The organism is Antrihabitans cavernicola, assembly GCF_008297975.1.
In the GTDB taxonomy this organism is placed as follows: Bacteria; Actinomycetota; Actinomycetes; order Mycobacteriales; family Mycobacteriaceae; genus Antrihabitans; species Antrihabitans cavernicola.
Genome location: NZ_VLNY01000007.1, coordinates 258,178 through 272,461 on the forward strand (window position 1 = coordinate 258,178; position 14,284 = coordinate 272,461).

At 64.6% G+C, this 14,284-nt stretch carries 14 protein-coding genes; 6 read left to right on the forward strand and 8 right to left on the reverse strand.

Annotation, left to right across the window (positions count from 1 at the left end):
- The first annotated feature begins 130 nt into the window (after positions 1 to 130).
- A complete protein-coding gene (locus tag FOY51_RS16845) occupies positions 131 to 1,312 on the forward strand; it encodes a sensor histidine kinase (protein ID WP_149431402.1) in 1,182 nt (393 codons plus the stop codon).
- Positions 1,309 to 1,977 (forward strand): response regulator, encoded by a 669-nt coding sequence (locus FOY51_RS16850; protein ID WP_149431403.1) that lies wholly within the window; start codon positions 1,309 to 1,311, stop codon positions 1,975 to 1,977. The genes FOY51_RS16845 and FOY51_RS16850 overlap by 4 nt, the downstream gene beginning before the upstream one ends.
- Positions 1,978 to 1,981: 4 nt before the next feature.
- On the opposite strand, the gene FOY51_RS27260 is transcribed toward FOY51_RS16850, so the two are convergent.
- Positions 1,982 to 2,131: a hypothetical protein gene (locus tag FOY51_RS27260; protein ID WP_187776361.1), complete on the reverse strand. Its 150-nt coding sequence runs from the start codon at positions 2,129 to 2,131 to the stop codon at positions 1,982 to 1,984.
- Positions 2,132 to 2,229: 98 nt separating this feature from the next.
- Between FOY51_RS27260 and FOY51_RS16855 the strand changes: the two genes are divergently transcribed.
- From FOY51_RS16855 to FOY51_RS16865, 3 genes are read left to right on the forward strand one after another with little or no spacing between them, the layout of a single operon-like run.
- Positions 2,230 to 2,508 (forward strand): SHOCT domain-containing protein, encoded by a 279-nt coding sequence (locus tag FOY51_RS16855; protein ID WP_149431404.1) that lies wholly within the window; start codon positions 2,230 to 2,232, stop codon positions 2,506 to 2,508.
- Positions 2,505 to 3,176: a hypothetical protein gene (locus tag FOY51_RS16860; protein ID WP_149431405.1), complete on the forward strand. Its 672-nt coding sequence runs from the start codon at positions 2,505 to 2,507 to the stop codon at positions 3,174 to 3,176. Before FOY51_RS16855 ends, FOY51_RS16860 begins: the two co-directional genes overlap by 4 nt.
- A gap of 5 nt (positions 3,177 to 3,181) precedes the next feature.
- Entirely contained in the window at positions 3,182 to 3,976 is a 795-nt protein-coding gene (locus FOY51_RS16865) for an LLM class flavin-dependent oxidoreductase (RefSeq protein WP_149431464.1), read from the forward strand.
- Between the two features lie 51 nt (positions 3,977 to 4,027).
- On the opposite strand, the gene FOY51_RS16870 is transcribed toward FOY51_RS16865, so the two are convergent.
- The 7 genes from FOY51_RS16870 to FOY51_RS16900 form a co-directional block, all read right to left on the reverse strand.
- Complete coding sequence (locus FOY51_RS16870; RefSeq protein WP_149431406.1) at positions 4,028 to 6,586, reverse strand: ATP-dependent Clp protease ATP-binding subunit; 2,559 nt, start codon at positions 6,584 to 6,586, stop codon at positions 4,028 to 4,030.
- Between the two features lie 281 nt (positions 6,587 to 6,867).
- A complete protein-coding gene (locus FOY51_RS16875) occupies positions 6,868 to 8,343 on the reverse strand; it encodes a phospholipase D-like domain-containing protein (protein WP_149431407.1) in 1,476 nt (491 codons plus the stop codon).
- Positions 8,344 to 8,371: 28 nt separating this feature from the next.
- Positions 8,372 to 9,313: an esterase/lipase family protein gene (locus FOY51_RS16880; protein ID WP_149431408.1), complete on the reverse strand. Its 942-nt coding sequence runs from the start codon at positions 9,311 to 9,313 to the stop codon at positions 8,372 to 8,374.
- A 28-nt stretch (positions 9,314 to 9,341) separates the two neighbouring features.
- Positions 9,342 to 10,808, reverse strand: coding sequence for a hypothetical protein (locus FOY51_RS16885; RefSeq protein WP_149431409.1), 1,467 nt, complete (start codon positions 10,806 to 10,808; stop codon positions 9,342 to 9,344).
- Positions 10,809 to 10,914: 106 nt separating this feature from the next.
- On the reverse strand, positions 10,915 to 11,862 hold the full coding sequence (locus FOY51_RS16890; RefSeq protein WP_149431410.1) for an alpha/beta fold hydrolase: 948 nt from the start codon (positions 11,860 to 11,862) through the stop codon (positions 10,915 to 10,917).
- An 84-nt stretch (positions 11,863 to 11,946) separates the two neighbouring features.
- Positions 11,947 to 12,438 (reverse strand): anthrone oxygenase family protein, encoded by a 492-nt coding sequence (locus tag FOY51_RS16895; RefSeq protein WP_149431411.1) that lies wholly within the window; start codon positions 12,436 to 12,438, stop codon positions 11,947 to 11,949.
- Positions 12,435 to 13,265, reverse strand: a complete 831-nt coding sequence (locus tag FOY51_RS16900) for an NAD(P)H-binding protein (protein ID WP_149431412.1) — start codon at positions 13,263 to 13,265, stop codon at positions 12,435 to 12,437. Before FOY51_RS16900 ends, FOY51_RS16895 begins: the two co-directional genes overlap by 4 nt.
- 81 nt (positions 13,266 to 13,346) lie before the next feature.
- Between FOY51_RS16900 and FOY51_RS16905 the strand changes: the two genes are divergently transcribed.
- Positions 13,347 to 14,273, forward strand: coding sequence for an AraC family transcriptional regulator (locus tag FOY51_RS16905; RefSeq protein ID WP_149431413.1), 927 nt, complete (start codon positions 13,347 to 13,349; stop codon positions 14,271 to 14,273).
- Positions 14,274 to 14,284 lie beyond the last annotated feature (11 nt).

Here is a 14,284-nt window from a genome sequence, read left to right on the forward strand (position 1 = left end):
GGCACCGAGCATTCGCCGACCGCCCGACCTGCCACATCCGTCGCGCGGCGTCTTCCGAAATACGCGCGCAGGACGACGCGGACAGTCCCACCGACGTACTACGTTGCGAAGTATCCGAACAGGAGAATGCATGCCCACATGGTTGCGGGACTGGAAACTGCGTCCTCGGGACGTGGCGATCACGGTTGCCGTGGCCGTCGTCCAGGTGATGGGCAGTCGGGGCGCCAACCACGCCCAAGCGCCGGACCATCCACTGAACGCGTTCGTCTACGCCATCCTGATCATCGGACCGATCGCGTTGCTGGCCCGTCATCGATTCCGGTTGGCTGCTTTCTACGTCACGCTGCTGTGCACCGCCGCGTATGTGCTCGGCGGGTATGGCTTCGGCCCGATTTTCCTGTCCCTCGTGATCGCGTTCTTGACCGCGGCGACGGTGGGATCGCGGTGGCCGACGTATTCGTTGATCCCCCTCGGCTACCTCTGCTTTGTGTGGCCGCTGCCCATCGCGTTCGGTAACAGCCCGTCGTCGTGGTGGCAGGTGATCGGAATCGCGGCCTGGCTTGCCGTCTTGATATCGATCGCTGAAGGTATCCGGCAACGGCGAGCCACACTCGAGGCGCGCCGGCAACGGGCGGCGGCCGCCAAGGAAGCCGAGGCCGAGGAGCGGTTACGACGCGCCAGCGACGAACGGCTGGCCATCGCACGCGAGCTGCACGACGTGTTGGCGCACAGTCTGTCGCTGATCAACGTCCAGTCGTCGGTGGCGTTGGAACTCTTCGACGCCAAACCGCGGCAGGCACGGGAAGCGCTGGCCGCGATCAAGGGTGCGAGCAAAGACGCTCTCGGCGAGGTCCACGCCCTGCTGACATCGATTCGCAGCGGGGCTGACCAGGCACCCACCGCACCGACGCCGAGCATCGCCGACATCGACACCGTGGTCGAACGCGCCCGTTCGGCCGGCATGACCGTCGCCACCCAGGTGGACGGTCACGTGCGCAAGCTACCGGCCGTCGTCGATGTGGCAGCAGCCCGAATCGTGCAGGAGTCGCTGACCAACGTCGCCCGCCACGCCGCGGGTGCCGAAGCCACGGTCGCCGTCCGCTACAAGGAGAACGACCTGCGTATTCAGGTGGACAACGACGGCGGAGCGGACACGCCGACACCGATCGGGTCGGGTGGCAACGGGATTACCGGGATGATCGAGCGTGCACGGGCGTTGGGTGGCGAGCTGTCTGCCGGCCGTCGACCCGGCGGCGGATTTCGAGTTTCGGCTCGAATACCGATCACGGAGAGCCCGGTGGAGGAATCGTGAGCGTTCGAGTGGTGGTCGCAGACGACCAGTCGTTGGTGCGGGCAGGCTTCGTCGCCCTTCTCGACGCGCAGGACGGCATCGAGGTGGTCGGCGAGGCCGAGAACGGCGAACAGGCGGTTCGGCTCACCCGCGAACTGGTTCCCGATGTGGTGCTGATGGACATCCGGATGCCGATCCTCGACGGCCTCGGCGCCACCCGCATGATCGCTGCGGAATCGCAGTTGGCGGCAGTGAAAGTGGTTGTGCTGACGACGTTCGAGCTCGATGAATACGTCTTCGAAGCCATGCGATCCGGTGCTACCGGCTTTCTGGTCAAACACACCGAACCTGCCGACCTGGTCCGCGCTATCCGCGTCGTCGCCGACGGCGAAGCGCTGCTGTCACCGGGCGTCACGCGCCGGTTGGTCGCCGAGTTCGCCGCACATGCCAAGCGGCCACCGCAGACCGCTGCACTGACCGAGCTCACCGATCGCGAGCGTGAGGTGATGGGCCTGGTAGCAGAGGGCCTCACCAACGCGGAGATCGGCGAACGGCTGTTCATGAGCCCGGCGACGGCGCGCACGCATGTCAGTCGAATCCTGCTGAAGCTGGGCGCTCGTGACCGCACCCAGCTGGTCGTGATGGCCTACGAATCGGGCATGGTTCGGCCTGGCTGGCAGGAATAGCCTGCTACTGGCCGTCCACCGTCCCCTCGGTGCCACCGAGAGCGGAGTTGTCGGATTCGTCGGCGTTCTCTTGTGCAGCTTTGTAGGTGTGCTCCTGCTCGGTCAACTCCTCGGTGTTGCCGACCGTGGGTTCGTCTTCGAGCGGAAAGTTCACCGGTACCTCGCACATCGAGCGCGCTACGCGTGGAGACGTAGGCGAAACGGCGCTTCGAGGCCGATGTTCGACAGGTCCGCCGACGGCAGGCTCGAAGCATGATCCTCTCCGAAGTACCCCAGACCCTGTCCACCGAAACGACGAGCGTCCTCGCCGACCACTATTACGGTCACGACGGGTGGGGTGGCCCGCCGCCGTTCTTCTTTCTGATCCCGATCGCAATTTGGGTCACCGTCATCGCTGTCGTGATCGTCACCCGGCGCAGATTCCGCGGGCATACCGGCGTCGGAACTCTCCGCGACAGTTTCGCTCGCGGCGAGATCGACGAGACCGAATACCGCACGCGTCTCGCTGTTTTGAAGGAGACCCGCCGATGACCACGACCGCCCGCCGCTACATCGGTCCACCGCTACTGCTCCCCGCAACCAGCTACGTCGCGTTGTTCGTCGCATCGCTCGCACTGGGCGGAGCGGTCGGCGCGTTCAGCACCCCGACCACCAGCGCAGCCGACGTGGTCGCGCACGCTCTCGATCATCCGGGCGCTGCGCAGTTCGTGTCGGTGATCCAGCTCGGCGCGGCCGTGGCATTGGGGGTCTTCACAGCAACGACGACGAGCGCAGTTGCCGCCCGCGGCATCGACGTCGCGGGGCTTCAGATCGCCCGCCTCGGCGGCTACGGCGCGTCCATCCTGCTCGCGATGTCCGCGGTATGCGGATGGTGCACAGTCGAACTCGCACAGATCGGCGCAACGGATGCGGCCAAGGCAACAAGCCTGCTTGCCTTCGCGACTGGTGGTCCGGCACACGTGGTGTTCCTCGGACTGCTGCTAGCAGGTATCAGTGTCCCCACGTTGATCGCCGGTCTGGTGCCGCGATGGATCAGCATTCTCGGTCTTGTTCTCGCCGGCGTGGCGGCGCTGTCGTCGCTGTCCTTCGCGATCAGCCCGCTTCAGTTCCTGCTACCGATCGTCCGCTTCCCGTCGATGATCTGGATACTCGCCATTGCGGCAACCCTGCTCTCCCACACCGACAACGAAAGCCGTTGAACGACATGACATTCTCGTTCGGATACATCGCAACACCGCAGAGCGGCGTCGGCTGGATCACCGAGGTTCGACGCGCCGAAGAACTCGGCTACACGTCAGTCCTGTTGCCCGACACCCTGTTCACGACGTCGCCCATTCCCGCCCTCGCCGCGGCAGCGGCGGTAACCACGACCATCAAGTTGCGTCCCTGGGTGCTGGCGGCCCCGATGCGACATCCGGCGGCCACCGCCCGGGAATGCTCGGCGCTGCAACTGCTTTCGGGCGGCAGGTTCGAACTCGGCATCGGCGCAGGACGACCGGACGCGGCGAGCGAAGCAGACAAGCTCGGCATGCCGTGGGGTTCGGCAACGGTTCGTCGTGAGCAGGTTGCCGAAACCGTGAGGGTGGTAAGGGAATCCGTCGATCCCGCACCACCGGTGATCGTGGCCGCGTCGGGGCCGAAGGCACTGGCCGCAGCGGCAGGCTTCGCCGACCGGATCGGGTTGGCGGCGCAACCACAGGCAAGCGAGGCCGACCTGATGCCGATGATCGAGACCCTTCACGCGGTACGTGCGGTCCCGATCAGCTACCAGGTCGCGGGAGTCGGTGCGCAACTGCAGTTCTGGGTCGCCAAGAAGAGCGGCATGAGCGCCGACGACTTCCACGGGGCTGGCGCCGTCGCAGTACTCGACGCCGATCCGAGCAAGGCAGCCGACGAGATCCGAGAGCGCAAGGAGCGGTTAGGAATCGACGAATTGCTGGTCCCCGCCGACCTCGCCGAAGCATTCGCGCCAATTCTGGAGCGGCTACGCCGCAGGTGAGCGGTTAGTTGGCCCCTGGACCAACAAAACGCTCACCTGCGCGTCAGCGCACTACTCGCCGATGGACTCGGAGGACGAGCCCGATTCGCTGGCTCCGGCAAGAACACCCTCGGGCGAATCCGGGACGTGTACTGGCTTCTGCTCACCGCGGAAGGTGAACTTGGCGTCCTCGCCCTGTCCTTCGCCGTCCCAGTTGTCGACGTCGACGAACACGATCTGGCCGGGGGTCAGCTCGTTGAACAGGATCTTCTCCGACAGCTGATCCTCGATCTCGCGCTGGATGGTGCGACGTAGCGGTCGCGCACCCAGAACCGGATCGAATCCGCGCTTGGCCAGCAAGGACTTCGCCTTGTCGGTCAGCTCCATCACCATGTCCTTGGCGGCCAACTGGCGGCCGACGCGGGCGATCATCAGGTCCACCATCTGGACGATCTGATCGGTCGTCAGCTGGTGGAAGACGACGATGTCGTCGATACGGTTCAGGAACTCCGGGCGGAAGTGCTTCTTCAGCTCGTCGTTGACCTTCATCTTCATGCGCTCGTAGTTCGAGCCTTCGACGTTCGACTGCGCGAAGCCCAAGCCGACCGCCTTGCTGATGTCCGAGGTGCCCAAGTTGGACGTGAAGATCAGCACGGTGTTCTTGAAGTCGACCGTACGACCCTGACCGTCGGTGAGACGGCCGTCCTCCAGCACCTGCAGGAGCGTGTTGTAGATCTCCTGGTGTGCCTTCTCGATCTCGTCGAACAGCACGACGCTGAACGGCTTGCGACGCACCTTCTCGGTGAGCTGGCCGCCCTCTTCGTAGCCGACGTATCCGGGAGGAGCACCGAAGAGCCGCGACGCGGTGAAGCGGTCGTGGAACTCGCCCATGTCGATCTGGATCAACGCGTCGTCGTCGCCGAACAGGAAGTTCGCCAGCGCCTTGGACAGCTCGGTCTTACCGACACCGGACGGGCCTGCGAAGATGAACGAGCCGGACGGGCGCTTCGGATCTTTCAGGCCTGCACGGGTCCGGCGGATCGCCTTCGCGACAGCCTTGACCGCCTCTTCCTGGCCGATGATCCGCTTGTGCAGCTCGTCTTCCATGCGGAGCAGACGGGTGGTCTCCTCCTCTGTGAGCTTGAAGACGGGGATACCGGTCCAGTTGGCGAGCACTTCGGCGATCTGCTCGTCGTCCACCTCGGCGATGACGTCGAGATCACCGGAACGCCACTGCTTTTCGCGCTCGGCACGCTGGGCGACAAGGGTTTTCTCCTTGTCCCGCAGGTTGGCTGCCTTCTCGAAGTCCTGCGCGTCGATCGCAGATTCCTTCTCACGGCGGGCGTCGGCGATCTTGTCGTCGAATTCGCGCAGGTCCGGCGGTGCGGTCATCCGGCGGATGCGCATCCGGGCGCCTGCCTCGTCGATCAGGTCGATCGCCTTGTCCGGCAGGAACCGGTCGTTGATGTAGCGGTCGGCCAGGGTGGCCGCGGCCACGAGTGCGCTGTCGGTGATCGACACCCGGTGGTGCGCCTCGTACCGGTCGCGCAGACCCTTGAGGATGTCGATGGTGTGCTCGACGGTGGGCTCGCCGACCTGCACCGGCTGGAAGCGACGCTCGAGTGCGGCGTCCTTCTCGATGTACTTGCGGTACTCGTCGAGGGTGGTGGCACCGATGGTCTGCAGCTCACCGCGCGCCAACTTCGGCTTCAAGATCGAGGCCGCGTCGATGGCACCTTCGGCAGCACCCGCGCCGACGAGCGTGTGCAGCTCGTCGATGAACAGGATGATGTCGCCGCGGGTGTTGATCTCCTTGAGCACCTTCTTCAGTCGCTCCTCGAAGTCACCGCGGTAGCGGCTGCCAGCGACCAGCGAACCGAGGTCGAGGGTGTAGAGCTGCTTGTCCTTGAGGGTCTCCGGCACTTCGCCGTTGACGATCGCTTGGGCAAGGCCTTCCACGACGGCGGTCTTACCGACGCCGGGCTCACCGATCAACACAGGGTTGTTCTTGGTGCGACGCGACAGCACCTGCATCACGCGCTCGATTTCCTTGGCACGACCGATGACCGGGTCCAGCTTGCCTTCGAGTGCTGCCTGGGTGAGGTTACGACCGAACTGGTCGAGCACCAACGACGTCGACGGGGTGCCCGCCTCGCCGCCGCGGCCGCTACCGGATTCGGACGGCTCCTTGCCCTGGTAGCCGGACAGCAGCTGGATGACCTGCTGGCGGACCCGGTTCAGGTCGGCGCCGAGCTTCACCAGCACCTGGGCTGCGACGCCCTCGCCCTCACGGATCAGGCCGAGCAGGATGTGCTCGGTACCGATGTAGTTGTGGCCGAGCTGCAGCGCCTCGCGCAGGCTCAGCTCCAGCACCTTCTTGGCGCGCGGAGTGAAGGGGATGTGTCCGGACGGGGCCTGCTGGCCCTGGCCGATGATCTCCTCGACCTGGCTGCGCACGCCTTCGAGGGAGATCCCCAACGACTCCAGCGACTTCGCCGCAACGCCCTCGCCCTCGTGAATGAGGCCGAGAAGGATGTGCTCGGTGCCGATGTAGTTGTGGTTGAGCATCCGGGCCTCTTCTTGGGCCAGGACTACGACGCGCCTCGCGCGGTCAGTAAACCTCTCGAACATCGCTCTCCCTCACTTCTGGTGACGTTTCCGAGCTCGGGTCCGATGACTCCGACTCGTCTTCGCCGCCTGTTTTGCTCTGCTCTCGTCAAGCCCGGCACTGCACCGATCGTCGCGGAACCGGTCAAGGTTCCAGTTACCCACCACTACTCTAGTTGGCGAGGAATCGGCATGCTGCGCGTCCACCCGTTTGGTAGACCGTCCGTGCTTGCTCAGTTGAATAACGCACCGGCGTCACCTTTCGTTTCCCTGTCCGTGTACGCCGACAGCGAAATGTCGCATTGCTAGCCGAAACGGTTCCAGACCCGCCTGATCAGGTCGGGAAAACGCACCGCGGCGGTCTCGGGGTCCATCAATTCGTTCTCGGCGAGAGCGCTGTCCTCGCCTTCGACCGTCTCTCGATCGAACGGCACCAACGTTCGGCCCGCGCCGGGCTCGGTCCGCAGCGACTCGATCGCGCCCTGCACCGATCCGTCGGCCTTCGCGATCGCAGCCCTGACAGCCTCGACGGTGGTGTCGAGGTGTTCGGCGATCAAGTCGTCACGGAAACGGAGGACGGTGTCGGTGATTCGCTGCGCGTCGTCGCCGACGGCCTCGAGCGCGAGATCGCATTCGGTGTCGAACCCCATCGAGCGGTTGTTGAGGTTGGCCGAGCCAACCCGCAGCATCCGATCGTCGAGCACCAAAACCTTCGCGTGGACGTAGATCGGCTCGCCCGCCGCCGTCACCGGGTAATAGACGGAAAGCCGATCGTTTCGGTCGGCTTTCCACAACAGGCGCAGCAGCCGGTGCCTGGCGCCGTCCATCGTCTTCTGCTCCAGCCAGCCGGTCGCGTTGCGAGCGATCACCAGCACGATCTCGGGACAGTTCGGCTGCGCCAACCGGCTCGCGACGGCTTCGGCGATGGTGCGCGACGCCAGATATTGGTTCTCGATGTACAGCGTGGTTTCCGCAGCCGCGACGGCCGCGAGGAACAGCGCCTCCACCTCACGGATTTCGGTGCGATCCTCCAGCTCGGGCAGTGTGCGGGTTATCGCGACGTCGACGTCGCGGATGGTCGGCTCCAACGACTGTGGCCAGTCGGTCGAATAGTCCGCGGCATCCTCGATCGGTGCGAGCTCCTCCCCGGATGCGGTGTGCCACCGCTCGCGTGCGAGGTCACCCAACGCGCGGGCGGCGGCACCGTCGACGGCGATTGTTGCGTCGTGCCACGGATCGTGCTGCTCCCCGTTGGGGTTGGTGCGACGTGTGTCGTCGTCGAGATGTGCTCGCGAGTCCCACCGGTTCACCGTCATGTCGATACCGCCGCAGAATGCGATCGCATCGTCGATCACCACGATCTTCTGGTGATGCGCAGCGCCGGGTGGGTGCACGCTGTCGGCCTGCAGGTGCAGTCGCTTACCGGTGATCCAATTGAGCAGGAACACCGGCGGCATCCCACGCGGAATGGCATCGCTGAGCGTCCCAAGATCCCATTTCAGCAGGTAGATCTCCAGCTCAGGGCGTTCGTGCGTGAGCCAGCGCAGAAACCTGCCGACCTGGTTGGGGCCGGGTAGCGTCCGCTTGTGCGGCTCCAGGTCGATGCGGGTGTCGAAGTCCCAACCGATCAGCATGATGCGCTTGCGCGCCTGCAGCATCGACGCCTTCGCCGCGCGAAAGTAGTCCTCGGCATCGATCAGGATCGTGAGTCGGTCGGCGCGTTCGATCCGCCAGCAGGTGTCACCCGGAATCAGTACCGCGCCATTGCCGTTGCCAGACATGGCGATGATTGTGTCAGGGCCCGCCGGGTCACCCGGTGTAGGGAAGGACGAACTTGCACGGCACCGGGTGCGGATGTGCCGGATCGAGCGCGTCGAGCACGAACATCGCGGCGCGTTCATCGGCCGCCGTACCGACGTGATTGGCGAAGTCCAGCCGACACGTGTCCTGCAGGACGATGTTGGTTACGTTGGGTCCCGGGACGACTCCGTTGGTGTACGGCACCACTACGTCGTCACCCGTGGTCGCGATGTTCGTGTACGTGATGCCCGGCAGGTAGACACCGTCGGCTTCGAGCGATGTCAAGAACGGCGAACCCTGCACCAGTTGCTTGCACGCAGCGCATTCCGCATAGATCGTTGCGTCGAGGACGGGGGTGGCTCCGATCGCATCGCCGAAGGCCGACAATTGTTGTGCGTAAGCGATATCGGTACCTCGCCAGATCGGTGAGAGGGACACATATTTGTCGATCTTGTCCGCACCCCCCAGCCGCTTCGCATAATAGGTCGGCACGATCGTGCCCTGCGAGTGGCCGACGACATCGATTTTCGAGGCACCGGTCGCCTTCAAAACCCGGTCGGCGAATGCCGCGAACTCCACCGCGCTGTCCGCCATCGATCGCATTCCGCCGATCGTCGACAACTCTCCAGGCGCGTCCTTGTGCGCGCCGTACGTCAGGGCGTAGACGCAGTAACCCTCGTTCTTCAGCAGCGGACCGTAGACGCCCCAGTTCGATTGCGCATTGGTACCGGTGCCGTGCACCAGCACGACGGGTCTCGGATGCGCAGCACTCGGCCGGCAGTTCCAATCGTTGGTTCCCGGCGGAAATCCACCTGGGTGGATCAGCGCATCCGAGATTCCCGTCGTCAAGTCGAAGTTGACCGGCAGCGGCGCGTCCTGCGCACTCGCCGTACCCGCTGTCGTAAGCGCAATCGCACACGCGATCGCGAGTGCACCGATCATCCGACGCATCCGGCAACTCCTCTATCGGATCAGACGATTACTTGGACTGCGGCAGCAACGCTGTGATGCCATCGGTGAGGCGTGGCGCGGCTGTCGCGCAGCGATCCTTCTCGAATTCTGCTCTGGTGCAGTACTTCGCGATCGGAAAATACTCACCCATGTGATTCTTGATGTCGCGCTGCTGGAGCTGTCCCGGGACGATGTCGATCGGGAGATTGGTATCTCCGATCTTGACGGGCGGCATGAAGTAGGGCGACTGCGGGAAGGTCTGCCGATTCGGATCGAGCTGACGCATCACGGACAGTCCCACGTTGCCCGCCATCGGGATCCAGTCCTTGTACGGCTGGCCGTCGATCACCGGACGCTCGTCGTCGGTGGAGATCACCAGCGTGGCCCAGCCATCCTTGTCCAGCGTGAACTGGCTGTCGTGGCGGCAGGCGATGGTGTAGTTGAGGGGCGTCAGGAACTGAGTCGAGCACCAATCCCAATACTGGGTCTGCTCGTTGCCGGTCGCCGGTTTGCCTTCGTCGATTCGGGGGAAGGTGGGTGCCTTGAATCTGACGACCAGCAGCGGTCCGACGAGCTTGTTGGGAGCCAATCCGACGTACGGGGTGCGCGAGTTGAACCACAGCCCCTCCGGCGCTCCGTAACCGTTCGGCGACGGACGCAGGACGTTGATCGCCGGCGGGCTCGTCGGATCGACGCTGTACTGCAGGTAGCGCTGGGCAAACGGCACGATCTGCGGGGCGATCACGGTGTCGTTGATCGATTCGAGCCCGGTAACGATCTGCGGCCACGGGGCGTACGCCTGGTGCGCCTGCTCGAGGGACGCGCAGGCCTGGCCGGAATCGGCGAAGGGGCTGGTGGCCGGATCGTCGACGACCCAACTCATGTGCGGACGTCCGGCACCGCCGAGCGAGTCCACATCGCCCGGCGCCGCGTACACGCGGTAGAGCACCGACTGGATGCCGGAGTGCAGGTACTTTCCGTACGTCGGATCGTTCTTCCAGGCACCGTAGAAAAGGTTGTGCGCGTTCTTGATTCGCTGGTCGGGGGGCGCGTTGTAGAGGTCGACCTTGTAATGGTTGCCCGGCTTGTAGGGCGCAGCACCGGGTGCGAACGGGTTGCTGGAACCCGCGTCGGCGTCGATGGTCTGGCCGGAGATGGAGTCCTGGCTGCCGACGAGCCGGTCGTAGCTTTCGTACTCCATCCAGCGAGCCTTCGGATAATCGCCGCTGAAGCGCCAGTGGCCACCGGGAAGGTCGGTGAACATCATGACGCCGGAATATGCGCCGAACCGATCGTTGAATCCGAAGCCGCTCTGCCTACCGTCCGTGTGGATCGGCCACGCACAGTTGCTGACGTCGATCTCGGCGCCCTTCGCTGGACCGCCGGGTGCCGCACTCGCGGTGCCGATACCCGACAGCGCAAGCAACAGAGTGAGTAGCAATATGACGTAGCCGCGGTCGCGAAAGCTTCTACGGAAAGAGCTGGATCGGAGCACGAAGGGTCCTGACGTCGATGTCGCTCGGATGTGGTGAAGATCATAAGCAGCGACATCTTTCCTGCGCAACCATCGTTGTAAACAACGGTTACATCGGAATTACGGGTCAGGCGACCAGGACCAGCTCGTCGACGATCGACGGCGTACCCGCAGCGCGATCCAACAGGCGGGTAACGGCTTCGGCAACCTCGGCGGGCTGCTCCATGATCACCGAATGGCCCGCACCGTCGATCATCACGAAATCGGCGTATTCGATGCCCGCGGCCATCGCGACCGAGTGACTCGGCGGCGTCATCAGGTCGGCCGAACCGCACAGCACCAGCGTCGGGATCGCCGACAGCGACGACAGCACGGCGGAACGATCGTAGGTCATGAACGAGCTCAGGAACGACGCCATCGTCACGATCGGCGTCTCGTTGTGCATGGCGTATGCCAGCGTCAGGACGCGTGGGCTGACGGTGCGGTCACCGAATTCGGCGGCGCGAACCACGGGAGCGAACACCTTGCAGGCCAATCTCTTCGCGCTCTGCATCAGCTCGGGCGCGCGGCGCACGCCTGCCTGGAACATCGAGACGGCCGGGTTCCGCAGGAAGCGACCGAAGCCGGCCTCCGCCAAACCGCTGGCAGCGGTGGCGATCAGACCGAAGCCGACGATCCGGGTGCCGATCTCGTGGGGGTAGAGGGCCGCGTAGGTCAGGGCCGTCATTCCGCCCATCGAATGGCCGATCAGGACGATCGGACCCGCGACCTCGTCGAGCACGTCGTGCAGGTCGTTGGCGAGCTGCTCGATCGTGTAGGTGGCGGCGGCCGCGACAGCCGAATCGCCGTGTCCACGGTGGTCGAAGCAGAGGATCCGAGCACCGGCGTAGCGGCTGATCAGCTCGTCGCGGACGAAGCTCCACGATTCGCTGCGCAGGCAATGTCCGTGCAGGAACACCACGGTGAGCGCGCCTGCCGGGTTGCCGTACTCGCTGACGGCGAGGGCGATGCCGTCAGTTGTACGTACCGTCCGCTGCGCGGCGGTGGTATCGGCGGTGGTCTGCGTGGTGAACATGTCATTACTCTGCGCTGCTGGAGAGCCGGAAATAAGGTGCCCGAGTGGTGGTGCGAGTGCACCCGGGGGTGCACGTTCTGCCACCTAGGTCGCGGTGTTGCCACTGACGACAAGGGCCCAGCAGAGCAGGCCGAAGGAGCCGGTGTGCAGGACCGCCCGAATCAGATTCCACCGCACCCAGTCCGACTCGAAGTGCGATCGCACGGCCGCAAGGTCGGAGATGCGGGCGGGATCGCCGGCTGCGGCCAACTGATCGTTGAGTGGGATGTTGAAGGCGAACGTCACGATCAACGCCACGATGTAGAGCACCAATCCGGCAATGATCCATTTCAGCGCACCCGATCCGCGATTGAAGAACGCCGCAGCCCCGACGATCACCACGGTGCCCATGAAGCAGAACATGAAGGCGGGGTTGATGATTGCCACGTTGATCTTCTGCATGACATCGACGAACGTCCGGTCGTCGACCTTGCCGAGACCCAGCATGACCGAGCAGGAATAGGCGTAGAAGAGACCGGCCATCAGCCCCATCGTGACCGTCCCGCCGATAAGCGTTACGTTCTTCAGCGCGCTCATGCCCAGACCCCCTGCGTTGCAGCAGCTTTGGCGAAGTCTGCGAAATCCCGTGGCTCGCGGCCGAGCGCGCGACGCACACCATCGCTGACGTGGGCATTGCGTCCGTCGAGCACCGTCCCGAACAGGTAGGTGAGCAGCGAGACCACTTCGGCAGGCACGTCGTACTCGGCGAGTGCACCCGCGTAGTCGGCCACCGCGACCGGCACGAACGCGATCTCGCGGCCGGTCGCCGCACCGATCTCGGCGACCGCGTCGGCAAAGGTCAACAGCCGAGGCCCGGTCAACTCGTACAGCTCGCCAACGTGACCATCCTCGGTCAGTGCGGCAACTGCCACGTCGGCGATGTCGTCGACGTCGACGAACGGCTCCGGAACGTCGCCCGTGGGGAGTGCCACCTCACCCGATCGAACCGGGTCCACCAGGTAGTCCTCGCTGAAATTCTGCGCGAACCAGGCGCACCGGACGATGGTCCACGCGATGCCCGACCGGCGGACCATCTCCTCACACTGTTCCGCTTCCGGTTCACCACGACCCGAGAGCAGCACCAGCCGCTGCACGCCTGCTGCCGCAGCGGCCCTGACGAATGCCCGAATGTCGTCCGGCGCCCCGGGTACTGCCAGATCGGGCTGAAAGGACAGGTAGACCGAGCCGACGCCGTCGAGAGCACCAGCCCAGGTCGAGCGATCGGTCCAGTCGAAAGGCGTTGCTGCCGAGCGTGATCCGATCCGAACCGGCAGTCCGCGTCGAGTGAGTTGTGCCGCGACGCGGCGTCCGGTCTTGCCGGTGCCACCGAGAACCAGGATGGGGAGTTGCGTTGTCGTTGTCATGAGAACAGTCAATCGCCGAGTCCCTGGACGATCCATCGCTGAGACGCTCGATTGCATACGCATGCGTCTACACTTTTCGATATGGACGCCTTGGCCAGCCTGCTGGAGGGGCCGCGTGCGCGCGGCGCATTCCTGATGCGTTCGATTCTCGATCCCCCGTGGTCACTGCGTATTCGCGACGAGGCACCGTTGACCTTGGTCGCATTCATGCGCGGCGAGGCGTGGATCGTGCCCGACGACGCGAAACCGATTCGACTCGCCGCGGGCGACGTCGCCATAATTGCAGGCTCCGAGCCGTACACGGTCGCCGACAGCCCCGACACAGAACCCCAGATCATCATCGAACCCGGACAGGTCACCACCACGCCGGACGGCGAAGTGCTCTGCGAGACATTGAATCTCGGCGTGCGCAGCTGGGGCACCAACCCTGACGGCGCAACCATGATGGTCACCGGAACCTACGAGATGTGCGGTGCTGTCAGCGATCGGCTGTTGCGGGCACTCCCCCAGGTGATCGTGCTTCCGGAGCAGGAGATGAACTGCCCGGTGCTGCCGTTGCTCGGTGAAGAGATCGTCAAAGACGAGCCAGGGCAGGGCGTCGTGCTGGACCGCCTGCTCGACCTGCTGCTGATCGCGGCACTGCGCACCTGGTTCGCTCGCGACGATTCGCCTGCCTGGTATCACGCCTACAGCGATCCGGTGGTCGGAAAAGCGTTGCGGCTGTTGCAGAACAATCCACAACACCAGTGGACCGTTGCGAACCTTGCGGGCGAGGTCGGCGTATCCCGAGCATCGCTGGCGCGGCGCTTCACCGATTTGGTCGGCGAGCCGCCGATGGCCTTTCTCACCGAGTGGCGCCTGTCCCTCGCTGCCGACCTACTGCGTGAGTCCGACGTGACCGTCGAGGCCGTCGCACGACAGGTCGGATACGGCAGCGCATTTGCCTTGAGCACGGCGTTCAAACGCGAGCACGGCATCAGTCCCCGCGAACATCGCATGGGTGCTTAGCGCACTCAACC

Coding starts and splice junctions, on each gene's coding strand:
- FOY51_RS16845 (WP_149431402.1), top strand. CDS start 131: ATGCCCACATGGTTGCGGGACTGGAAACTGCGTCCTCGGGACGTGGCG.
- FOY51_RS16855 (WP_149431404.1), top strand. CDS start 2,230: ATGATCCTCTCCGAAGTACCCCAGACCCTGTCCACCGAAACGACGAGC.
- FOY51_RS16860 (WP_149431405.1), top strand. CDS start 2,505: ATGACCACGACCGCCCGCCGCTACATCGGTCCACCGCTACTGCTCCCC.
- FOY51_RS16865 (WP_149431464.1), top strand. CDS start 3,182: ATGACATTCTCGTTCGGATACATCGCAACACCGCAGAGCGGCGTCGGC.
- FOY51_RS16870 (WP_149431406.1), bottom strand. CDS start 6,586: ATGTTCGAGAGGTTTACTGACCGCGCGAGGCGCGTCGTAGTCCTGGCC.
- FOY51_RS16875 (WP_149431407.1), bottom strand. CDS start 8,343: ATGTCTGGCAACGGCAATGGCGCGGTACTGATTCCGGGTGACACCTGC.
- FOY51_RS16880 (WP_149431408.1), bottom strand. CDS start 9,313: ATGCGTCGGATGATCGGTGCACTCGCGATCGCGTGTGCGATTGCGCTT.
- FOY51_RS16890 (WP_149431410.1), bottom strand. CDS start 11,862: ATGTTCACCACGCAGACCACCGCCGATACCACCGCCGCGCAGCGGACG.
- FOY51_RS16895 (WP_149431411.1), bottom strand. CDS start 12,438: ATGAGCGCGCTGAAGAACGTAACGCTTATCGGCGGGACGGTCACGATG.
- FOY51_RS16900 (WP_149431412.1), bottom strand. CDS start 13,265: ATGACAACGACAACGCAACTCCCCATCCTGGTTCTCGGTGGCACCGGC.
- FOY51_RS16905 (WP_149431413.1), top strand. CDS start 13,347: ATGGACGCCTTGGCCAGCCTGCTGGAGGGGCCGCGTGCGCGCGGCGCA.